General features: G+C 73.0%; 18 protein-coding genes. 11 read left to right on the forward strand and 7 right to left on the reverse strand.

The features are described 5' to 3' along the window. Positions 1 to 14: 14 nt before the first annotated feature. Positions 15 to 2,372 (forward strand): DUF5682 family protein, encoded by a 2,358-nt coding sequence (locus BS75_RS25150; protein WP_042437260.1) that lies wholly within the window; start codon positions 15 to 17, stop codon positions 2,370 to 2,372. Further along, positions 2,369 to 3,571 carry a vWA domain-containing protein gene (locus BS75_RS25155; RefSeq protein WP_034089870.1) on the forward strand — a complete coding sequence of 401 codons (1,203 nt, stop codon included), beginning with the start codon at positions 2,369 to 2,371 and terminating at the stop codon, positions 3,569 to 3,571. Before BS75_RS25150 ends, BS75_RS25155 begins: the two co-directional genes overlap by 4 nt. A gap of 16 nt (positions 3,572 to 3,587) precedes the next feature. Here BS75_RS25155 and BS75_RS49470 read toward each other — a convergent pair whose 3' ends face one another. Continuing rightward, complete coding sequence (locus BS75_RS49470) at positions 3,588 to 3,977, reverse strand: ATP-binding protein (protein ID WP_042437261.1); 390 nt, start codon at positions 3,975 to 3,977, stop codon at positions 3,588 to 3,590. A 901-nt stretch (positions 3,978 to 4,878) separates the two neighbouring features. Here BS75_RS49470 and sucC point away from each other — a divergent pair. Continuing rightward, positions 4,879 to 6,051 carry an ADP-forming succinate--CoA ligase subunit beta gene (sucC, locus tag BS75_RS25165; RefSeq protein ID WP_034089871.1) on the forward strand — a complete coding sequence of 391 codons (1,173 nt, stop codon included), beginning with the start codon at positions 4,879 to 4,881 and terminating at the stop codon, positions 6,049 to 6,051. A gap of 20 nt (positions 6,052 to 6,071) precedes the next feature. Continuing rightward, a complete protein-coding gene (gene sucD / locus BS75_RS25170; RefSeq protein WP_034089872.1) occupies positions 6,072 to 6,953 on the forward strand; it encodes a succinate--CoA ligase subunit alpha in 882 nt (293 codons plus the stop codon). 34 nt (positions 6,954 to 6,987) lie between these two features. On the opposite strand, the gene BS75_RS44760 is transcribed toward sucD, so the two are convergent. Further along, the gene (locus tag BS75_RS44760; RefSeq protein WP_156164288.1) at positions 6,988 to 8,211 is read right to left on the reverse strand and encodes an RNA polymerase sigma factor; all 1,224 of its coding nucleotides are present in this window, start codon (positions 8,209 to 8,211) and stop codon (positions 6,988 to 6,990) included. A gap of 376 nt (positions 8,212 to 8,587) precedes the next feature. On the opposite strand from BS75_RS44760, the gene BS75_RS44765 reads away from it, so the two are divergent. After that, positions 8,588 to 10,222, forward strand: a complete 1,635-nt coding sequence (locus tag BS75_RS44765) for a cell division protein PerM (RefSeq protein WP_052069682.1) — start codon at positions 8,588 to 8,590, stop codon at positions 10,220 to 10,222. 14 nt (positions 10,223 to 10,236) lie between these two features. Here the strand turns inward: BS75_RS44765 and BS75_RS25185 are convergent, their stop codons facing one another. Then, the gene (locus BS75_RS25185; RefSeq protein WP_034089873.1) at positions 10,237 to 10,962 is read right to left on the reverse strand and encodes a hypothetical protein; all 726 of its coding nucleotides are present in this window, start codon (positions 10,960 to 10,962) and stop codon (positions 10,237 to 10,239) included. A 360-nt stretch (positions 10,963 to 11,322) separates the two neighbouring features. On the opposite strand from BS75_RS25185, the gene purN reads away from it, so the two are divergent. Both purN and purH read left to right on the forward strand, forming a co-directional pair. Then, positions 11,323 to 11,973 (forward strand): phosphoribosylglycinamide formyltransferase, encoded by a 651-nt coding sequence (gene purN, locus BS75_RS25190; RefSeq protein ID WP_042437294.1) that lies wholly within the window; start codon positions 11,323 to 11,325, stop codon positions 11,971 to 11,973. Between the two features lie 55 nt (positions 11,974 to 12,028). Next, the gene (purH, locus tag BS75_RS25195; protein ID WP_034089875.1) at positions 12,029 to 13,618 is read left to right on the forward strand and encodes a bifunctional phosphoribosylaminoimidazolecarboxamide formyltransferase/IMP cyclohydrolase; all 1,590 of its coding nucleotides are present in this window, start codon (positions 12,029 to 12,031) and stop codon (positions 13,616 to 13,618) included. A 79-nt stretch (positions 13,619 to 13,697) separates the two neighbouring features. On the opposite strand, the gene BS75_RS25200 is transcribed toward purH, so the two are convergent. The 3 genes from BS75_RS25200 to BS75_RS44770 all read right to left on the reverse strand — a co-directional run bounded on the left by BS75_RS25200 (position 13,698) and on the right by BS75_RS44770 (position 15,474). Beyond that, complete coding sequence (locus BS75_RS25200; RefSeq protein ID WP_034089876.1) at positions 13,698 to 14,408, reverse strand: RDD family protein; 711 nt, start codon at positions 14,406 to 14,408, stop codon at positions 13,698 to 13,700. Positions 14,409 to 14,518: 110 nt separating this feature from the next. After that, complete coding sequence (locus tag BS75_RS25205; RefSeq protein WP_197091961.1) at positions 14,519 to 14,920, reverse strand: DUF2752 domain-containing protein; 402 nt, start codon at positions 14,918 to 14,920, stop codon at positions 14,519 to 14,521. Between the two features lie 41 nt (positions 14,921 to 14,961). After that, complete coding sequence (locus BS75_RS44770) at positions 14,962 to 15,474, reverse strand: DUF4190 domain-containing protein (RefSeq protein ID WP_052069684.1); 513 nt, start codon at positions 15,472 to 15,474, stop codon at positions 14,962 to 14,964. 229 nt (positions 15,475 to 15,703) lie between these two features. On the opposite strand from BS75_RS44770, the gene BS75_RS25215 reads away from it, so the two are divergent. Together BS75_RS25215 and BS75_RS25220 are read left to right on the forward strand one after the other, a co-directional pair. Continuing rightward, the gene (locus BS75_RS25215) at positions 15,704 to 16,555 is read left to right on the forward strand and encodes a bifunctional methylenetetrahydrofolate dehydrogenase/methenyltetrahydrofolate cyclohydrolase (RefSeq protein ID WP_034089877.1); all 852 of its coding nucleotides are present in this window, start codon (positions 15,704 to 15,706) and stop codon (positions 16,553 to 16,555) included. Continuing rightward, positions 16,542 to 17,021 (forward strand): DUF3017 domain-containing protein, encoded by a 480-nt coding sequence (locus tag BS75_RS25220; RefSeq protein ID WP_231607888.1) that lies wholly within the window; start codon positions 16,542 to 16,544, stop codon positions 17,019 to 17,021. Before BS75_RS25215 ends, BS75_RS25220 begins: the two co-directional genes overlap by 14 nt. 87 nt (positions 17,022 to 17,108) lie before the next feature. Here the strand turns inward: BS75_RS25220 and BS75_RS25225 are convergent, their stop codons facing one another. Then, positions 17,109 to 17,783, reverse strand: coding sequence for a hypothetical protein (locus BS75_RS25225; protein ID WP_034089878.1), 675 nt, complete (start codon positions 17,781 to 17,783; stop codon positions 17,109 to 17,111). A 187-nt stretch (positions 17,784 to 17,970) separates the two neighbouring features. Between BS75_RS25225 and BS75_RS50590 the strand changes: the two genes are divergently transcribed. Both BS75_RS50590 and BS75_RS25235 read left to right on the forward strand, forming a co-directional pair. Next, positions 17,971 to 18,978: a helix-turn-helix domain-containing protein gene (locus tag BS75_RS50590; RefSeq protein WP_034089879.1), complete on the forward strand. Its 1,008-nt coding sequence runs from the start codon at positions 17,971 to 17,973 to the stop codon at positions 18,976 to 18,978. A 341-nt stretch (positions 18,979 to 19,319) separates the two neighbouring features. Then, positions 19,320 to 20,309, forward strand: a complete 990-nt coding sequence (locus BS75_RS25235) for a malate dehydrogenase (RefSeq protein ID WP_034089880.1) — start codon at positions 19,320 to 19,322, stop codon at positions 20,307 to 20,309. Positions 20,310 to 20,334: the final 25 nt, after the last annotated feature.

Here is a 20,334-nt window from a genome sequence, read left to right on the forward strand (position 1 = left end):
TGGAGGAGACCGCGTTGACCAGTCAACAGGAGACCGTTAGCCGGAACACCGATGGCCAGGACGCCGAGGGCGTCGTGCTCCTGGGGGTGCGTCACCACGGCCCGGGATCGGCCCGGGCGGTGGCCGCCGCACTGCGGCAGTACAGCCCCGACGCGGTGCTGATCGAGGGTCCGCCGGAGGCCGACGCGCTGCTGTCCTTCGCCGCCGAGAAGGGCATGGAGCCGCCGGTCGCGCTGTTCGCCCATGTCGCCGGGGAGCCCGGGCGCGCGGCCTTCTGGCCCTACGCCGCTTTCTCGCCCGAGTGGGTGGCCCTGCGCCATGCCCTGGACCACGAGGTGCCGGTCCACTTCATCGACCTGCCGGCCGCGCACAGCCTCGCCCTCGACCAGCCGGACCAGCCCGACCAGCCGGATCGACCGGACCAGCCGGAAGCCGAGTCGCGGCCGATCGACCGGAACGACCGGACCGACCGGATCGACCCGATCGCCGAACTCGCCCGCGCCGCCGGCCGCGAGGACGCCGACCAGTGGTGGGAGGACGTGGTCGAACACCGGACGCCGGAGGCCGGCGCGGACGCGCTGGCACCGTTCCGGGCACTCGCCAAGGCCATGGCCGAGCTGCGGACCGACGCCGCGGTCGGCCGCGACGCGCTCCGCGAGGCCCATATGCGACGGCAGTTGCGCGCCGCCCGCCGGGCCGGCCACCGCCGGATCGCCGTCGTCTGCGGCGCCTGGCACGTTCCCGCGCTCGCCGGGAGGCACTCCGCCGCTGCTGACAACGGACTGCTCAAGGGTTTGCCCAAGGCCAAGGTGGAGTTCACCTGGGTGCCCTGGACCCATCGTCGGCTCGCCCGGTCCTCCGGGTACGGCGCCGGCATCGCCTCACCCGGCTGGTACCGGCACCTCTTCGAGAGCCGGGACCACCTGATGGAGCGTTGGCTCACCGGCGTCGCCGCACTGCTGCGGGGCGAGGACCACCCGGTCTCCTCGGCCCATGTGATCGAGGCGGTCCGGCTGGCCGAGACGCTGGCCCTGGTCCGCGGTCGTCCGCTGCCCGGCCTGGCCGAGGCCACCGACGCGGTCCGGGCCGTCCTCTGCGAGGGCTCCGACGTGCCGCTGGCGCTCATCCACGACCGGATGGTCGTCGGCGACGTCCTCGGCGCGGTCCCGGACGGCGCCCCGGTGGTCCCGCTGCAGCGCGATCTGACGGCGCGGCAGCGGAGCCTCCGGCTGCGGCCCGAGGCGGTCGAGCGCGAGCTCGACCTGGACCTGCGCAAGGACACCGACGCGGCCCGCAGCCGCCTGCTGCACCGGCTGCGGCTGCTGGACATCGGCTGGGGGACGCCGGTGGACTCGCGCACCGCCTCCACCGGCACCTTCCGCGAGAGCTGGCGGCTGTCCTGGGAACCGGAGCTCGCCGTGGCCGTCGCCGAGGCCGGGATCTGGGGGACGACCGTGGAGACGGCGGCCGGCGCCCGGGTGGCCGACCGTGCCACCGGGGCGGCCTCCCTCGGGGAGGTCACCGCGCTCGCCGAGGACTGCCTGCTGGCCGACCTCCCGGACGCGCTGGCCACCGTGCTCCGGGCGCTCGCCGACCGGGCCGCCCTGGACGCCGATGTGGCCCACCTCGCCGAGGCGCTGCCCGCCCTGGTCCGCACCCTGCGCTACGGCGATGTCCGCGGCACCGACGGGACCGCCCTGCGTCGGCTGGCCGAGGGCCTGGCCGTGCGGATCTGCGTCGGCCTGCCCTCGGCCTGCGCCAACCTCGACGCCGACGGCGCGCGGGCGATGGCCGGCCACGTCGCGTCCACCCACACCGCCCTCGCCCTGCTCGCCGCGGCCCCGGCGGATCCGATCTCCGCCCGCTGGTCGGCGACCCTGGCGGTGCTCGCCCGGCGGGAGACCGTCCCCGGGCTGCTCCGGGGCCGGGCGGCGCGGCTGCTGCTGGACGACAGCCGCTGGGACCCCGCCGAGGCGGCCCGGCAGATGGGCCTCGCCCTGTCCAGGGCGAGCGAGCCGGCGGACGCGGCCGGCTGGATCGAGGGCTTCCTGTCCGGCGGCGGGATGCTGCTGGTCCACGACACCCGGCTGCTCGGCCTGGTCGACGACTGGATCACCGCCGTGCCCGCGGCCGTGTTCCCGGAGGTGCTGCCGCTGCTGCGGCGGACCTTCTCCGGCTTCGAGGGACCGGTGCGGCGCACCATCGGCGAGCGGATCCGCGCCGACGGCGGCCGACCGGGCGCCGCCGGCCCGGCCGACCCCGACGAGGCCGTCGACCGCCCCGGGTTCGCCGCTGCGTCCGACCGCCCCCGCGCCGCCACCGCCCGCGCCCGCGCGGCACTCCTGCTGGGACTGACGGAGGATCACCGATGACGTCCACAACCGACCCTGACGCCCGGCCGACCGCCGAGAGCGACGACGAACGGCTGCGCCGCTGGCGGCTGGTGCTCGGCGGCGAGGCGGACGGCACCGGCTGTCGGCTCGCCGGGCGGGACGCCGCGATGGACCGGGCGCTGGCCGCCCTGTACCGGGGCGGGGGCGCCGGCCGGCCGGAGCGCGGCCGCTCGCGCACGGCCGGGCTGGGCGGCTCCGCGCCCCAGGTCGCCCGCTGGCTGGGCGACATCCGCGAGTACTTCCCGACCAGTGTCGTCCAACTGATGCAGCAGGACGCGATCGAGCGGCTCGGGCTGGCCCAACTGCTGATGGAACCGGAGATGCTGGAGGCGGTCGAACCCGACGTCCACCTGGTCGGGACGCTGCTCTCGCTGGGCCGGGCGCTGCCGGAGACCACCCGGGAGACCGCCCGTGCCGTCGTCCGGAAGGTCGTCGCCGACCTCGAACGCCGGATCGCCACCCGGACCCGCTCGCTGGTCGGCGGTGCGCTGGACCGCAGCGCCCGGGTCAACCGGCCGCGCCACCGGGACATCGACTGGGACCGCACCATCCGCGCCAACCTGAAGAACTACATCGAGCCGGAGGGCGCGGACGGCCGGGGCACGGTGGTGCCGGAGCGGCTGGTGGGCTACGCCCGGGCCTCGACCGCGGTCACCAAGGAGGTCATTCTCTGCATCGACCAGTCCGGCTCGATGGCGGCCTCGGTGGTGCACTCCTCGGTCTTCGGCGCGGTGCTGGCCTCGATGAACTCGCTGCGCACCCGGCTGGTGGCCTTCGACACCGCGGTGGTCGACCTCACCGACCAGCTGTCCGACCCGGTTGACGTGCTCTTCGGCGTCCAACTGGGCGGCGGCACCGACATCAACCGGGCGCTGGCCTACTGCCAGTCCCGGATCACCCGGCCCGCCGACACCGTCGTGGTGCTGATCAGCGACCTCTACGAGGGCGGGATCCGGGACGGGATGCTGAAGCGGGTCGCCGCGATGAAGGCCGCCGGGGTGCAGTTCATCGCCCTGCTGGCACTGTCCGACGAGGGTGCGCCGGCCTACGACCGGGGGCACGCCGCCGCGCTCGCGGCGCTCGGCGCCCCGGCCTTCGCCTGCACGCCGGACCTGTTCCCCGAGATCATGGCCGCGGCGATACAGAAGCTGCCGCTACCGCTCCCGGAAACCGGCTGAGGAGCGGGCGGGCCGCCTAGGGCAGCGGCAGCGCGGCCCACACCGTCTTGCCGACCGGTCCGAGCCTGGGCAGGGTGCCCCAGGCCGTGGTGAAGCTCTCGACCAGCATCATTCCGCGGCCGTGCTCGTCGTCCTCCTCGGCCGCCGCCGACTTCGGCAGGTCGCGCCGGTCCTCGTCGTCGACCTCCAGGAAGATCAGACCCCGGGCGCTCCACAGCCGGCAGTGCAGCTGGCGGCTGTCCGTGTGGGTGACGGCGTTGGTGACCAGCTCCGACATGCAGAGCTCCACGCCGTCGAGGGTGTCCGCGGTGAGGTGCCACATCGCGGCGGTGATCCTGACGAAGCGCCGGGCGACCGGGACCGACGCGGGCAGTCCCGGGAGCGAGGTGGCGGCCTGCCGGTCCATGGGCCAATTGCCGCGCGCTGCTCCCAGCCGGGCCAGGAGGGGGGCCGGTTCGGGGTCCTCCTCCGCTGCCGCGTCCTCGGGAGCCGCTGCCGGAGGTTCCGGGACGCGATGGCGTGAGCTGTGCATCGAGCATCCGCTTCTTGAGCATGTGTGCGAATACAGGCGTCGGGACGGCCTCGTGCGGGTTGCCCGCCCCCGGCAAGTCGTCCGTTGCGCACCGAACGCTCCCTCAAGGGGAAGTGGAACGCAAGGGATTCCCGGGGATTGCACACCCTTGGCCCCCGGATTTCGGGTGCACATCACGCCGCGCGCTCCCCCGCTCCACCTCCGGCGGTATGCGGGCGTCTGCTCGACCCCGGTCGACTCGCGGGTATCGGTGTCGAGTTGCGGAATGAAAAGGGCCCGGCCGGACCGTTGCATTCCCGCCGATTCGGACGGGTGTTCACATTGCTGTTACGGCAGGAATCGCCGGAATTACCATTCTGTTTGCCGGGGCGGCGCTGTTCCGCCGGTCCTGGATCGAGGGAGGCCCGGATCCACCGGTCGGCACTGTATGTGTGCGTGGCGCCGCTGATCGTGGTCGGGATCCGCCCGGATCACGGCGCCTTTCTGGGCGGCGCGCCCGTTGTGATGGTTATCACCGGGCCTGCCCCGGTCTCCGGTGGGAACCTCAGGTCGTAGGAGATAGCCTGCAAGGCGGACTTGCCTGCCCGTGCGACGCCAGGCACTGAGCTCCCCGTAGCGACGGCGTCGGCCGTGAGGTCCCTCCGGATCCACGTACCGCCACCAGCCACGAAGGATCACAGCGGCGACCCTGCGGGCGGTTAGCTGGGAAGATAGGGGTGGCCGGCCCTCCCGTGACCGACCACTTCCGAAGTCGCGATCACAAGGACGGACGCGCGTGGACCTGTTCGAATACCAGGCGAGGGACATCTTCGCCAAGCACGGTGTGCCGGTGCTGGGTGGTGCAGTTATCGAGACGGCCGAAGAGGCGCGTGCGATCGCTGAGGGCTGGGGCGGCCGGGCCGTCATCAAGGCGCAGGTCAAGGTCGGCGGCCGTGGCAAGGCGGGCGGCGTCAAGCTGGCCTCCGACCCGGCCGACGCCGTGGCCAAGGCCGAGGCGATCCTGGGCATGGACATCAAGGGCCACACGGTCCACAAGGTGATGCTCGCCCAGACGGCCGACATCAAGGAGGAGTACTACGTCTCCTTCCTGCTCGACCGGACCAACCGGACCTTCCTCGCCATGGCCTCCGTCGAGGGCGGCGTGGAGATCGAGGTCGTGGCCGTCGAGAACCCCGACGCGCTGGCCAAGATCCCGGTCGACGCCAACGAGGGTGTCACCGACGCCAAGGCCCGCGAGATCGTCGAGGCGGCCAAGTTCCCGGCCGACGTCGCCGACCAGATCGTCGAGGTCCTGAAGAGCCTGTGGAAGGTCTTCATCGCCGAGGACGCGCTCCTCGTCGAGGTGAACCCCCTGGTCAAGACCGGTGAGGGCAAGATCGTCGCGCTCGACGGCAAGGTCTCGCTGGACGAGAACGCGGACTTCCGCCAGCCCGAGCACGAGGCGCTGGTCGACCACGCCGCCGCCAACCCGCTCGAGGCTGCGGCCAAGGCCAAGAACCTCAACTACGTCAAGCTCGACGGCGAGGTCGGCATCATCGGCAACGGCGCGGGTCTCGTCATGAGCACCCTGGACGTCGTCGCCTACGCCGGCGAGAACCACGGCAACGTGAAGCCCGCCAACTTCCTCGACATCGGCGGCGGCGCGTCCGCCGAGGTCATGGCGAACGGCCTGGAGATCATCCTGGGCGACCCGGACGTCAAGTCCGTCTTCGTCAACGTCTTCGGCGGCATCACCGCCTGTGACGAGGTCGCCAACGGCATCGTCCAGGCGCTGGCGCTGCTCGAGTCCAAGGGCGAGGCCGTGACCAAGCCCCTCGTCGTCCGGCTGGACGGCAACAACGCGGAGCTGGGTCGCAAGATCCTGTCTGACGCCAACCACCCGCTGGTGCAGCGCGTGGACACCATGGACGACGCGGCCGACAAGGCCGCCGAGCTGGCTGCGAAGTAAGGGACGAGGACTCCACAACCATGGCTATCTTCCTCACCAAGGACAGCAAGGTCATTGTCCAGGGGATGACCGGCGCCACCGGCATGAAGCACACCAAGCTCATGCTCGCTGACGGCACCAACATCGTCGGCGGCGTGAACCCGCGCAAGGCCGGCACCACGGTCGACTTCGACGGCACCGAGGTACCGGTGTTCGGATCGGTGGCCGAGGCCATTGAGAAGACCGGCGCCGACGTCTCGGTCATCTTCGTGCCGCCGGCCTTCGCCAAGGCCGCAGTGGTCGAGGCGATCGACGCCGAGATCGGTCTCGCGGTCGTCATCACCGAGGGCATCGCGGTGCACGACTCCGCGTCCTTCTGGGCCTACGCGGGCGAGAAGGGCAACAAGACCCGGATCATCGGCCCGAACTGCCCCGGCCTGATCACCCCCGGCCAGTCCAACGCCGGCATCATCCCGGGCGACATCACCAAGCCCGGCCGCATCGGTCTCGTGTCCAAGTCCGGCACGCTGACCTACCAGATGATGTACGAGCTGCGCGACATCGGCTTCTCCTCGGCCGTCGGCATCGGTGGCGACCCGATCATCGGCACCACCCACATCGACGCCCTCCAGGCGTTCCAGGACGACCCCGACACCGACATCATCGTGATGATCGGCGAGATCGGCGGCGACGCCGAGGAGCGTGCGGCGGCCTACATCTCCGAGCACATCACCAAGCCGGTCGTCGGCTACGTGGCGGGCTTCACCGCGCCCGAGGGCAAGACCATGGGCCACGCCGGTGCGATCGTGTCGGGCTCCTCCGGCACCGCGCAGGCGAAGAAGGAGGCCCTGGAGGCCGCCGGCGTCAAGGTCGGCAAGACCCCGTCGGAGACCGCGCGCCTGGCCCGCGAGCTCATCGGCTGACCGAGGCGAGTGATCAGTCGTTCGGCCGGGCCCCTCACTCGGATCCGGTCGAACGCACCTCGTCGAGCGTTCCGGCCCCCGTGCCGGACCTGCTGCCCCGCCCCTGGTTCCCAGGGAGCGGGGCAGCGGTCGTTCCGCCCCGGGGCAGGTGCGACCAGCAGGGCAGTGCGAAGACGGGGCAGTAGCCCGGCCGGGTGGAGGCACCGTCGGCGGGCGCGCCCGGCACCCGGGCGGTGAGTTGCGGGTCCCGGCCGTGCGGAGAGCGGGCGGGGGAGGAGCCCGGGTGCGGCAGGAGCGCGAGGAGGCCGGAGACGGCGGCTCCGGAGACGGCCGCGCCGGACACGGCGGCGGGGGCTGATCCGGAGACGGCGGCGGCGGAAGCGGCGGGCGGGGCGGAAGCGGTGGGGGAGGCGGTCGGCCTCGGCACGCTCGCCGGGGTCGGCGTCGGCGGGTGGTGCTTGGCGTGGAAGCTGTCGTAGGTCATGAACGCGGGCGCCGGCGGGTGCATCGGCGTGCCCCAGATCAGCGCTGCGGCCAGCCCCCCGGCGGTCACGGCGGAGAGCAGCCCGGCCCCGGCGGCGGTGCCCCACTCGCGCAGCATGGACCGGTGGCGCAGCTGTTCCGCCTGCTCCGCCTGCCCGGTGGACGGAGCCGCCCGACAGGCGCGGTCGGCGGCGGCCTGCAGCAGCGCCCCCAGCCGACGCCCGAACCCCGGCTGCCCGGCGTCCGCGCCGACGATCGTCGGCGCGGCCTCGGCCAGTTGCTGCCGGGCGTGGGCCACCCGGGCATAGGCCATCGGCGTGGTCGACTCCAACTCGGTACTGGTCTGCTTCCAGTCGAGACCGACCACGTCGTGCAGCACCAGGGCCCGCCGCCGCGCCCGGGAGAGCTGCAGCAGCGCCTTCAGCAGGATGCGGTCGTCCAGGGTGAGCCCCGCCCGGTCGGCGGGCTCGGCCGGGGAACGCCGACCGTGGCGCAGGTCCAGCTGGTGCCAGGGGGAGGCCGCCAGCTCGAAGACCGCCCCCCGGACCCAGCCTTCCGGCGATCTGTCGGCGGCCACCTGCGGCCAGTTCGCCCAGGCGAGTTCGAAGGCGCGGTGGACGCAGCCGACGGCGCGGCGGCGACTGCCGGTGAGCAGGTAGGCCTGCCGGACCAGCCGGGTCGAGGCACCGTGGTAGAGCGCGTCGAAGTCCGTGGGAGCGGTCGGCGGAGCGGTGGGCGGAGCCGTCGGCGGGGCGGTGGGCACAGGGGCGGGCACGGCGGCGGCGGCGGGTCCCGGCGCCGGCGGGGCGGCGGGGGCGGCGGCACGGCCGAGGAGGCTACAGGGGCAGGGGCAGGGGCAGGGGCAGGGGGCGCGGCGGCCGATGCCGCGTCAGCTGTCGGCCCGTCAGCTGTCGGCCCGTCGCACCCCCCGTTGGGGGGTGTGCGGCCGGTCCGCTGCTTCTTCCGCTCCCGCGCGCTCCTGGACCGGGGCGACGGAGTGTCCGACCGGGCGCTCATGAGCGCACGCCAGGGGCGTACGAGCGCGTCTGTTCCGTTGACCAGATCAAGGGCATATCTGAATTCTTGGGGTGAAAGTGAGTAATCGCCATGTCAATGGTCATAACGGGTGGCGACGTGCCGCAGAGTGAGGCATGGCCTACTTGGTGGAGCGGATTCGGCCGATTGCGGCACCGGGGTTCGCCACTCCGGCGTTCCGTGCCGGACTCGTGGGTGGAGCGGCGACCGCCGGCACCGGGATCGCCCTGGTCGCCCTGCCCGTCTTCCTTCTGTGGATCGTCTCGCCGTACGTCGAGAGCGGGGTGGACGGCGTCGTCCACCTGGCCGCCTGCCTATGGCTGCTGGCCCACGGGGTGACGCTGGTCCATGGCGGCACGCCGCTGGGGGTTCCGCCACTGCTGCTCACCGCGCTGCTCGGGGTGCTGCTCCACCGCGCCGCCGCCCGCACGGCCGGCCAGGCCGTGCGCCGACCGGACGAGCCGCCGGCGGAGGCGGACTCGGACTTCACGGGTCCGGACTTCACGGGTCAGGACTTCACCGACCCGGACTTCACCGACCCGGACTTCGCGGACCCTGCCGAGGACAGGGCCGGCGCATCGGTGTCCCGGGCCGGCGCGGTGATGCTGGGCCTCTGCCTGGGATACCTGCTGGTCGCGGCCGTTGCGCTGGTCTCGGCCGCGACCGTGGGCGGTAGCGGGCTGGGCATCGGCCCGCTCGGTCTGCCGGACGTCGGCCGACTGCTGCTGCTGGTGTTGTCGGTGGCCGCGGGCGGCGTCCGGGCGGGAGCCGGGGAGTGGCCCTGGAGCGGGGGCCGACGGGGGTTGGCCCGGTGGTGGCGGAGCCGCCCCTGGACCCGGCTGCGCCTCCGTTCGGCGTTGCTCTTCGAGGAGGAGCCGGCGAGGACCGAGGCGACCGGAGGGGCAGGGGAGGCCGAGGGCTTCGAGTCGGACCGGTGGCCGCTCCGGTGGCTCCGGCGGGGGAGCCCGTCGTGGCTGCTGTCACTGGACCCGCCCGCGCGGCTGGACCGGTGCCGCCGCTGGTGCGGCCACCGGCTCTCCTGGCTCTTCGCCTGGCCGCTCGGGCGGCTCTACGTCCCCGGCGGGGCGACCGCCGCAGCGCGTGCGGGTGCGGGCGCGGGGGCGGCGCTGCTCGGCGGGGGCGCGGTGGTGTTCGCCGTCTCGCTGCTGCTGCACTTCGGCGCGGCCGGGTCGGTCGCGGGCCGGCTCGCCCCGGACCTGGTGGGTCGGGTCTCGTTGCTGCTGCTCTGCGCGACGGTGCTGCCCAATGCCGCGGTCTGGGCCGCCGGGTACTCCCTGGGGCCGGGCTTCGCGCTGGACGGGCGCTTCTCGCCGCTGGTCGACGCCGCCTCCCAGCCGCCCGAGTTCCCGCTGTTCGCCGCGCTCCCCGGGGCGGGGCGTTCACCGTTGGTGCTGCTGGTCGCGGTGGTGCCGCTGGTCGCGGGGGCGGCCCTGGGCGTACTGGTGGGGCGCGCGGCCGAGGAGTGGGGCGTGCTGGCGACGGCTTGCATCAGTGTCCTGGCGGCCCTCTGCACCGGGGTGCTCGTGCTGGTGTTCGCGGCCGCCTCGGGCGGTGCGCTGGGCAGCTCGGCCCTTGCCCAGGTCGGGCCCTCGCCCTGGTGGACCGGGGCGGCCGCGTTCGGCTGGGCCCTCGGCGTCGGACTGCCGGGGGCGCTGCTCGCGCGCGGGCTGCCCCGGCTCCGACCGCACCGGATCACGCGGCGCCGATTCACCGGCCGGCGGTCCGGGTGACGTCGTGGTCGGCGTCAGTTGCTCCAGTTCACCAGCCACTGCGGGGGCTTCGGCGACACGCTGGTCGCGCAGGTGTTGTACACGGCCTGGGTGAGCGCGTCGTTCTGGCAGTCGTAGTAGCTCTTGTAGTACATCTGCACGCCGAAGGCGGACGCGAACAGCGCCAGCCCGACGATTGCGGCGATCAGGCCGCCGGTCGCGGCGGGGACCTGGGGCTGGGCCGGCATCGGGGCGAAGCCGCCGGGGGTGTGCTGCGGAACGGTCTGCCCGGGGGCGGTCCGGTCGGCGGGCGCCGCGGTGGCGGTGCTCTTCGACTTCCCGCGCAGCGAGCTGATGGCCCAGTAGAGCGCCAGCGAGGACAGCGGCAGTGTGAGGTCGGGCACACCGAGGACCAGGAAGAAGATCCCCCACATCCCGCTCAGCAGCGCGTAGCGGGCCTTGCGCTGGACCGGGTCGGTGGGGTCGAAGCGGGGGCCCTGCGGCGGCGGTCCGTAGGGCCGGCCGGGCTGCTGGCCCTGGTAGCCGGGGCTCCACGGGTGCGGCGGCGGGACCTGCGGCGGCCGGTGCTGCCCGCCCTGCGGGGGGACGCCCTGGTCCTCGGGTGCGCCTTCCTCGCCCTGCGGCTTCTCGGTCGCGCGCCCGCGCGGCTGCCAGGGACGGTCCGGCGCGTCCTTGGGCGGCGGCGCGAAGGGGTCGCGGGGACCTTCCGGGGGTGTGCCGCTGTCCGATTTCTGGACCATCGTCTTCGTCGTACTCCTGATTCTGGGCTCCGCTTAGGGACACCCTCTCACCCCAGTACCCGCTGTGGCTCGCCCCCACCCCATGATCGTCGACCAGGAGTGCGAGCAGGGATGCGGGTGCCGGTATCGTTGCTGACGACCGGCGGTCCTCGCCGAGGGCTCCCGGTCGGCCTGCGGCGCCGCCGCGAGGCGTTCGGTGGATGCGGATGCCGGTCACGAGATGACACCCCGCGTCCGCCCCACAGAGCCCGGCCCCTGCCCGTTGCGCGCATCCTGACGCCGGGGTGGGACGGCCGCGCCTTACGGGAGGACCGAGCTGTGGCGAACCCGCCGACCGTTCCGGACACGGACCCCGCCGGGCTGAGCTTCGGCCCCGCCGCAGGCGCCGGAGGACCGGCCCGCCTGGTCGTCCTGGTGTCCGGTTCGGGAACGAACCTCCAGGCCCTGCTGGACGCGGCGGCCGACCCCGGGTACGGCGCGAGCATCGTCGCCGTCGGTGCGGACCGCGACTCCATCGCCGGTCTGGAGCGTGCCGAGCGCGCGGGCATCCCCACCTTCGTCCACCGGGTCAAGGACTACCCCGAGCGCACCGACTGGGACGCCGCGCTGACCGCGTCGACCGCGGGCCACGAACCGGACCTGGTGGTCACCGCCGGCTTCATGAAGATCCTCGGCGGCGGCTTCATGCGCCGCTTCGAGGGACGCATCGTCAACACCCACCCCGCCCTGCTGCCCTCCTTCCCCGGCGCGCACGGCGTCCGGGACGCGCTGGCCTACGGGGTCACCGTCACCGGCTGCACCGTGCACCTGGTCGACGAGGGTGTGGACACCGGCCCGATCATCGCCCAGGGCGTGGTCGAGGTCGACGCCGCCGACCACGAGGACGGCGGCGAGGCGCTCCACGAGCGCATCAAGACGGTCGAGCGCAGGCTGCTCGTCGAGGCTGTGGGCCGCCTGGCCCGCGAGGGCTACCGCGTCCAGGGCCGTCGGGTCACCTTCCCGACGACCTGACGCCCTCCCGGCAGCCACCCGTGACACCCACTCACAAAGACAAAGGACATTGGCAATGAGCTCCGGCAGCAACCAGCCCGCGCCCGCCTCCGAGACGACGAACATCCGGCCCATCCGTCGCGCGCTGATCAGCGTGTACGACAAGGCGGGCCTGGAGGAGCTGGCGCAGGGCCTGCACGCGGCCGGCGTCGAGCTGGTCTCCACCGGCTCCACCGCCGCCCGGATCGCGGCCTCCGGCGTCCCGGTCACCCCGGTCGAGGAGCTGACCGGCTTCCCCGAGTGCCTCGACGGCCGGGTCAAGACGTTGCACCCGCGCGTCCACGCCGGCATCCTGGCCGACCTCCGGCTGGAGTCGCACCGCGCCCAGCTGACCGAGCTCGGGGTCGCCCCCTTCGACCTGGTCGTGGTCAACCTCTACCCGTTCAAGGCCACGGTCGCCTCCGGCGCCTCGGCCGACGAGTGCGTCGAGCAGATCGACATCGGCGGCCCGAGCATGGTCCGCGCCGCCGCCAAGAACCACCCCTCGGTCGCGGTGGTCACCTCTCCCGCCCGCTACGCGGACGTGCTGGCCGCGGTCGCCGACGGCGGCTTCGACCTGGCCACCCGCAAGCGCCTGGCCGGCGAGGCCTTCGCGCACACCGCCGCCTACGACGTGGCGGTGGCCTCCTGGTTCGCCGGTGAGTACGCGCCCGCCGACGACGAGTCCTTCCCGGCCTTCCTCGGCGCCACCTGGGAGCGCGAGAACGTCCTGCGCTACGGCGAGAACCCGCACCAGGCCGCCGCGCTCTACGTGGACGGCAGCGGGGCCGGCATCGCCGCCGCCGAGCAGCTGCACGGCAAGGAGATGTCGTACAACAACTACGCCGACACCGATGCCGCGATCCGGGCCGCCTTCGACCAGGACGAGCCCTGCGTCGCGATCATCAAGCACGCCAACCCCTGCGGCATCGCGGTCGGCGCGGACGTCGCCGAGGCGCACCGCAAGGCGCACGCCTGCGACCCGGTCTCCGCCTACGGCGGCGTGATCGCGGTCAACCGCCCGGTCACCGTCGAGCTGGCCGAGCAGATCGCCCCGATCTTCACCGAGGTGGTCTTCGCCCCGGGCTACGAGGACGGCGCGGTCGAGGTGCTGGCCCGCAAGAAGAACATCCGGGTGCTGCGCGGCACCCCGGCCGCCCCGGCGGTCGAGTCCAAGCCGGTCACCGGCGGGGTGCTGCTCCAGCAGGCCGACCGGATCGACGCGGCCGGTGACGACCCGTCGACCTGGACGCTGGCGACCGGCGAGGCGCTGGACGCGGCCGGCCTGGCCGAGCTGGCCTTCGCCTGGCGCGCCTGTCGGGCCGTCAAGTCCAACGCCATCCTGCTGACCGCCGACGGCGCCTCGGTGGGCGTGGGCATGGGCCAGGTCAACCGGGTGGACTCGGCCCGGCTCGCGGTCGAGCGCGCGGGGGAGCGCGCGGCCGGATCGTACGCCGCCTCGGACGCCTTCTTCCCGTTCCCCGACGGCCTGCAGGTGCTGATGGACGCCGGCATCAAGGCCGTGGTCCAGCCCGGCGGTTCGATCCACGACGGTGAGGTCGTCGAGGCGGCCAAGGCCGCCGGGGTCACCATGTACCTCACCGGGACCCGGCACTTCTTCCACTGAGTCCGCGCTCTTCCCGAACGACGGCGGCCCGCCACCCGGAGATCCGGGGGCGGGCCGCCGTCTGCGGTCGGACGGGCCGTCAGCTGGCCTTGGTGACGACCGTGGTCATGATCTTGTCGGCGAAGGTCTGCTTCTTGGCGTCCCAGAGCGGCCACAGGTAGCCGACGCAGCAGACGATGTTGTCGAGCAGGTGGGCTATCTCGCGGACGAACGCCATGCCGAAGCTCAGCGTCTGGCCGTCGGACTCGCGCACCATCCGGATGTTGACGGCCTTCTGACCCAGGGACTGACCCCAGGCGGACTTCATGTAGGCGACGCCGGCGCACCCGATCAGGAACGCCACCAGGTCGCCGAAGTAGTACAGGCCCAGGCTGCCGCTGGTGCTGCTGCTCATGGCACCGGTGGTCTGGTTGAAGGTGATGCTGGTGGTCGGCCGCAGCGCGAAGAACACGATCAGCGACGGGATCAGGCCGGTGACCAGGGTGTCGATGATGCGGGCCACCACCCGGGCGCCCCAACCCGCGTACATGTTCTGCACGTAGCCGGCGTAGGGGTCCTGCTGGTAGCCGTACGGCGGGGCGGGCTGCTGGTAGCCGGCCTGCTGGTCGTAGCCGGGCGGCTGGGCGTAGGGATCGGCCGCGGGCTGCTGCGGGTAGCCGTAGCCGGGCTGCTGCTGCGGCGGCTGCTGCTGCGGGTAGCCGTAACCCGGCTGCTGGGGCGGCTGCTGACCATAGGGGTTCGGCTGCTGCGGCTGGCCGTAAGGGTTGTTGGGGTCGGGCGGGTAGCTCATGGTTCTCCTACTGGCAGGAAGGCGGGACGGAATCGGTTGGACAGACAGGTTGACCGCAGGGGCGGTTGGGTCTGCCGATGTGCGGCGAGACTACCGGGAAGCCATGACAGTCAGGAGGGGAGAAATCCGAATCGGTGCAGTTGCCAGACCCAGGAGACGGCTGCGGCGACGGCGATGACGGTGTTCTGTCGACGGGCGGACTGACGCCACCACCAGGCCCCGCCGCCGAAGGGCGCGAACAGCAGTCCGATCCCCACCAGGATCGTCACCGGGTTGGCAGCGATCGCCGCGCCGACATGTCCGGCGCCGAGGTCCATGAAGACCGAGGTGCTGCCGCAGCCGGGGCAGGGGACGCCGGTGAAGCGCCGCAACGGGCAGAGCACGCCCGGGTCGTCCTTGGCGTGCAGTTCGGCGAGCGCGATCGCCAGCACGCCCGCTCCGCCGCCCCGGGCCAGCACCCGCAGCAGCGCGCCGTGGCGGGCGGAGGTCAACTCGGCCCAGCGCGTGCTCATGGCACGGAACAGCCCCGGAACGGCGGCCTCCGAGGTGGACATCACAGCTGCCCGTGCGTGTAGAGGACGAAGACGGTGATGACGGCGGCGCTGATCAGCAGGCCCAGCACGGAGAGGACGAGCGCCCCGATGGCCAGTCCGCGTCCGGTGCCGGTGACCCGGGACTTCTTCAGCGCCAGGATCCCCACCCAGATGCCGGGGATGGCGCAGAGCAGCCCGATGCCGTAGACGAACAGCCCGACGATGGACACCAGGCCCAGCGTCACCGCGGCGTTGGCGAGGGTGTTGGGTTCGCCGGTCGGTCCGTAGGCCTGCTGCGGGTAGCCGGGCTGTGCGTATCCGGGCTGCTGGTACCCCGGGTGCGCCGGCTGCTGGTAGCCGGCCTGCGCGTACTGAGGCGCCGGGTAGGTGGGAGCAGCTGCGTAGCCTGCCTGCGGCGGGTAGCCGTAACTCGGCGGCGGTGTCTGGGCCGGTTGCTGCGGATAGCCGTACGACTGGGTCGGCGGTTGTCCGCCGTACGGATCCGGCGGTGCCGGCTGGTACGGGTTGCTCACGTTCTCCCCCGATGGTTCACGCTGGTGTACGACTCATCCCCAGGAGTCCCACGTACACAGCGACTACGTCGGGGCCATCGTCCCGCCCTTCGAGCGCCGGTGTCCAGTGCCGGGGAGCCGCGCTGCCCAACCGTGGCGATAAAGAAACCGGACGCTGACCTTCCGCAATGTTCGGTCAACCTGGTCCCTGGGTACACGCCACTGCTCCACATCCAGGAGAATGGTGGGCATGACCGCCCAGATTCTCGATGGCAAGGCCACCGCCGCCGCGATCAAGTCCGAGCTCGCCGTACGGATCGAGGCGCTGAAGGCGCAGGGCATCACGCCCGGCCTCGGCACCGTCCTGGTCGGCGACGACCCCGGCAGCCACTCCTACGTCCGCGGCAAGCACCGCGACTGCGCCCAGGTCGGCATCGCCAGCCTGCAGCGCGAACTCCCCGCCGACGCCACTCAGCAGGACGTCGAGGACGTCGTCCGGGAACTCAACGAGAACCCGGCCTGCACCGGCTACATCGTGCAGCTGCCGCTCCCCAAGGGCCTGGACGAGAAGCGCATCCTGGAGCTGATGGACCCCGCCAAGGACGCCGACGGCCTGCACCCGATGAGCCTGGGCCGACTGGTCCTGGGCATCGAGGCGCCGCTCCCGTGCACCCCCAACGGCATCGTCGAACTGCTGCGCCGGCACCAGGTCGAGATCAACGGCGCCAATGTCGTCGTGGTCGGCCGGGGGATCACCGTGGGCCGCTCGATCGGCCTGCTGCTGACCCGCCGCAGTGAGAACGCCACCGTCACCCTCACCCACACCGGCACCCGAGACCTGTCGCACCACCTGCGCCAGGCCGACATCATCGTCGCCGCGGCCGGCGTGCCGCACCTGGTCAAGCCGGAGGACGTGCGTCCGGGCGCGGTCGTGCTCGACGTCGGCGTCAGCCGCAGCGAGACCGGTCTGGTCGGGGACGTGCACCCGGCGGTGGCCGAGGTGGCCGGCTGGCTGTCGCCGAACCCCGGCGGCGTGGGTCCGATGACCCGCGCGATGCTGCTGTCCAACGTGGTCGAGGCGGCAGAGCGTGCCGCGCGCTGACGCCGCCGAAGGCGCGGAGACCCCCCGACAGCCCGGCACCGCCGGGCTGTCGGGGGCTTCGGCCGCAGTGGCCCGGTCGCGCCGCCGACCGGTCGAGACGACCGGTACCTTTCCGCCGCAGGGTTCGGCCGCGGCGGCGAGCAAGGGGCAGCCGGTTCCCGTTCGGCAGTGGCCGATCGTCATAGTCCTCACCATTGTGGCGGTGGGGCTCGCGGTCACCGCGCTGAACCAGTTCCGGCCTGGCGTGGTCACCATCGGCGTGGCGCTGCTGATCGGCTGCGTGCTGCGGCTGGTGCTCCCCGAGGTGGGGATGCTGGCCGTGCGCAGCAGGTTCACCGACATTGCGGTGATGGGCGTGCTCGGGGTCGCGATCGTGCTGCTGGCCCTGGCCTCGGAGCCGAATCCGGTGATCACGATTCGCTTCATCAACGACATCGCCCGGATGCTGGGGCGAGGCGACGGCTGACGAACGCCGTCAGGGGCCGACCAGGGCGCCCCGACCACCGCGCAGGCCGCGCGGTGGTCGGGGCGCCCTCGTCCTGGTGACGGGAGGTCAGCCCTGGTGCCGGCGGTGGTGGCTCCAGCGGCCGTGGTGGTGCCGGACCCGGTGGTGGCGGGCGAGGTGGTGGCGCACGCCATGGTGGGCGAAGCCGTGGTGGGCGGCGAGCTGCTGCGCGTGCAGCGGCCGCATCAGCACCAGGCCGGCCGGGGTCGCCCGGAAGCCGGTTCGGGCCGGCGCGATCAGCGTGTGGCGCAGCGCGTGGTTGCGCAGCAGGTGGTGCCGGAGCGCGAGGTGGCGCACGGCGTACGGCTGCACCTGGCGGTGGCCCCGGAGGTGCTGCCCGCGCAGCCGGTGCGTCCCGAGGTGGTGGTGGCGACGGTGGTGCCGGACGTGGTGCCGGACCCCGTGGTGCCGACCGCGGTGGTGCCGGACCGGGTGGAGCGCGACCGGGTGCTGCTCCGCGGCGACCGCCGGGGCGGCGAGCGGGGCGAGCTGCTCGCACGGGTCCCAGGCGCCCTGCGGGCGGAGCATCGGAGCGCTGTGGTGCCGGGCGAACGGCAGGGCCACCACCGCCTGCTGCGGGCCGGCCCAGACGCCCCAGGGGATCCGACCGCTGTGGTCGGAGCAGGCGGACGCGGCAGGAGCGACCGACACGACCAGACCCAGACCGGCGGCGAAAGTAGCGGCGCCCAGTGCCAGACGCTTGCCTACGACACGTGTGAACACGATGGAACATCCTTCCCAGCGGTGGAGGCCGCCTCTGTCCCGACGGCCACTCCTGTCACCAAGAGTTGCCAAGCGACTACAAACCCGGTAACCAGTAGTCCGTATCTGGGACAAGCTGGGACGTCCCAGGCTGTCACCTGCTGGGACGTCACATCGGGTTCGGGAAGACTGGGACAGGAGGTGGGACGTGGCCCACTGGCAGCGCCTGCCGGACGCGCTGGATCCGGATGTGCGGCGGCTGGTCGAGCAGCTCCGGCTGCTGAAGGACCGGAGCGGACGGAGCCTCAAGTCGCTGGCCGAGGCCACGGCCTGCTCCAAGTCGGCCTGGCAGCGCTATCTCAACGGATCCAAGCTGCCGCCGCGGGCGGTCGTCGCCTCGCTCGGCCGGCTCACCGGCGCGGACGCCCCGCGTCTGCTGCTGCTCTGGGACCTGGCCGAGGCCGCCTGGCTGGCTGACGCCGCGTCACTGCCCCGCCTCTCCCCGCCCGCCGTCTCGATGCTCCCCGCCGTCTGTGCGCCGACCCCCGCCCCTTCCCTTCCGGCTGTTCCCGCTCCCGCGCCGGCCGTCCTCGTTCCGGGCGTCGCCGTGGCGGACCCGCTCCCTCCACTCGTTCCCCGGGCCCGGGGGTACACACCCCGGCGCCGTCTCGTTCCTGTGTTCGCCGTGGTCGGCGCCGCCGCGCTGGTGCTCGGCGGCACCGCCCTCGGCTACCCCTGGCTGTGGTCGGACCTGACCGCCGGCACCCCCGCCGGGCGGCACGTGGCGCAGGACGCGGCCCTCGGCGACCCGGTGGGCGCGGCGCCGTGCACCGGCTCCTCCTGCCAGGGGCGCGACCCCGAGGCGAGCGGCTGCGACCGCGACGCGGTCACGGCCGGCGCGGTCGACGTGGACTCGCTGATCGTCCAGCTCCGCTACAGCCACCACTGCGCGGCGGCCTGGGCCCGCGCCCAGGGCGGGAACCGGGCGATGGAGCTCCGCTCACTGTCCATCAGCGCGGACGACGGCAGGGTGCTGGCCACCCTGCCGGCCGTGGGCGCGGCCGGTCCCGCCGACCACAGCCCGATGCTGTCGACCGCCGACCCGGGCCGGGACGAGGCCTGCGCGGTGGTGGACGACGTCCAGGCGTGCGCCGGGACCGAGGACCCCGGTGGCCCGCCCCGGGTCCTCACCTACCTGCCGCCGGACTCCGGCTGATCGCCGGCTCCGGGCGACCGCCGCGCCGGGAGCCGGCGACACAGGGTCGAATCCACCCGTAACGGACCCGGTAATACCGCCCTGACCTGGAGCTATGCCGGATCGGCAGAACCGGCCCGCAAACGTGACGAAGGCCGCTCGGGCAGACCCCTCCCGCTGGAGCGCACACACCCGGCTCTGGGATAACCTGGCAGGGATCTCTTGAGATCAAGAGAGATCGATCAGGGTCCGGCGACGCGGGCGTGCCCGAACGGCTTCGAGGTCATCCACCCGGCTTCGACCGCGCTGTCTGCTGCAGCCGAAACCTGACCTCCCACAGGTATCCAGCAGGAGACGCCACCATGACCCGCACTCCCGTCAATGTCACCGTCACCGGTGCGGCCGGCCAGATCGGCTACGCGCTGCTCTTCCGTATCGCGTCCGGCCACCTCCTCGGCGCCGATGTCCCGGTGAAGCTGCGTCTGCTGGAGATCCCGCAGGGCGTCAAGGCCGCCGAGGGCACCGCGATGGAGCTCGACGACTGCGCTTTCCCGCTGCTCGCCGGCATCGACATCTTCGACGACCCGAACAAGGGCTTCGAGGGCGCCAACGTCGGTCTGCTGGTGGGCGCCCGCCCGCGCACCGCCGGCATGGAGCGTGGCGACCTGCTCTCCGCCAACGGCGGCATCTTCGGCCCGCAGGGCAAGGCCATCAACGACAACGCCGCGGACGACATCCGCGTCCTGGTCGTCGGCAACCCGGCCAACACCAACGCCCTGATCGCCCAGCGCAACGCGCCCGACGTGCCGGCCGACCGCTTCACCGCGATGACCCGGCTGGACCACAACCGCGCCGTCGCCCAGCTCGCCAAGAAGCTCGGCGTCTCGGTCGCCGACGTCAAGAAGCTCACCATCTGGGGCAACCACTCCGCGACCCAGTACCCGGACGTCTTCCACGCCGAGGTCAACGGCGAGAACGCGGCCAAGGCGATCGGCGACGAGGCCTGGCTGTCGGAATTCTTCATCCCGACCGTCGCCAAGCGCGGCGCGGCCATCATCGACGCCCGTGGCGCCTCCTCGGCCGCCTCGGCCGCGAACGCCGCCATCGACCACGTCTTCACCTGGACCAACGGCACCGCCGAGGGCGACTGGACCTCGGCCGGCGTCATCTCCGACGGCTCCTACGGCGTGCCGGAGGGCATCATCTCCTCCTTCCCGGTCACCGCGAAGGACGGCAAGTTCGAGATCGTCCAGGGCCTGGACATCAACGACTTCTCCCGCGCCCGCATCGACGCCTCGGTCGCCGAGCTGGTCGAGGAGCGCGACGCGGTCGCCGGTCTCGGCCTGATCTGACCGGCCCCCGCACCACACCCGACTG

This window comes from Streptacidiphilus albus JL83 (assembly GCF_000744705.1).
GTDB classification, from domain to species: Bacteria; Actinomycetota; Actinomycetes; order Streptomycetales; family Streptomycetaceae; genus Streptacidiphilus; species Streptacidiphilus albus.

What these genes read in the sequence shown, in the direction of transcription:
- BS75_RS25185 (WP_034089873.1), bottom strand. Translation starts at nt 10,962, where the DNA reads ATGGTCCAGAAATCGGACAGCGGCACACCCCCGGAAGGTCCCCGCGAC.
- BS75_RS25205 (WP_197091961.1), bottom strand. Translation starts at nt 14,920, where the DNA reads ATGAGCACGCGCTGGGCCGAGTTGACCTCCGCCCGCCACGGCGCGCTG.
- BS75_RS25235 (WP_034089880.1), top strand. Translation starts at nt 19,320, where the DNA reads ATGACCCGCACTCCCGTCAATGTCACCGTCACCGGTGCGGCCGGCCAG.
- BS75_RS25200 (WP_034089876.1), bottom strand. Translation starts at nt 14,408, where the DNA reads ATGAGCTACCCGCCCGACCCCAACAACCCTTACGGCCAGCCGCAGCAG.
- sucD (WP_034089872.1), top strand. Translation starts at nt 6,072, where the DNA reads ATGGCTATCTTCCTCACCAAGGACAGCAAGGTCATTGTCCAGGGGATG.
- BS75_RS25155 (WP_034089870.1), top strand. Translation starts at nt 2,369, where the DNA reads ATGACGTCCACAACCGACCCTGACGCCCGGCCGACCGCCGAGAGCGAC.
- BS75_RS44765 (WP_052069682.1), top strand. Translation starts at nt 8,588, where the DNA reads ATGGCCTACTTGGTGGAGCGGATTCGGCCGATTGCGGCACCGGGGTTC.
- BS75_RS49470 (WP_042437261.1), bottom strand. Translation starts at nt 3,977, where the DNA reads ATGGACCGGCAGGCCGCCACCTCGCTCCCGGGACTGCCCGCGTCGGTC.
- BS75_RS25215 (WP_034089877.1), top strand. Translation starts at nt 15,704, where the DNA reads ATGACCGCCCAGATTCTCGATGGCAAGGCCACCGCCGCCGCGATCAAG.
- purH (WP_034089875.1), top strand. Translation starts at nt 12,029, where the DNA reads ATGAGCTCCGGCAGCAACCAGCCCGCGCCCGCCTCCGAGACGACGAAC.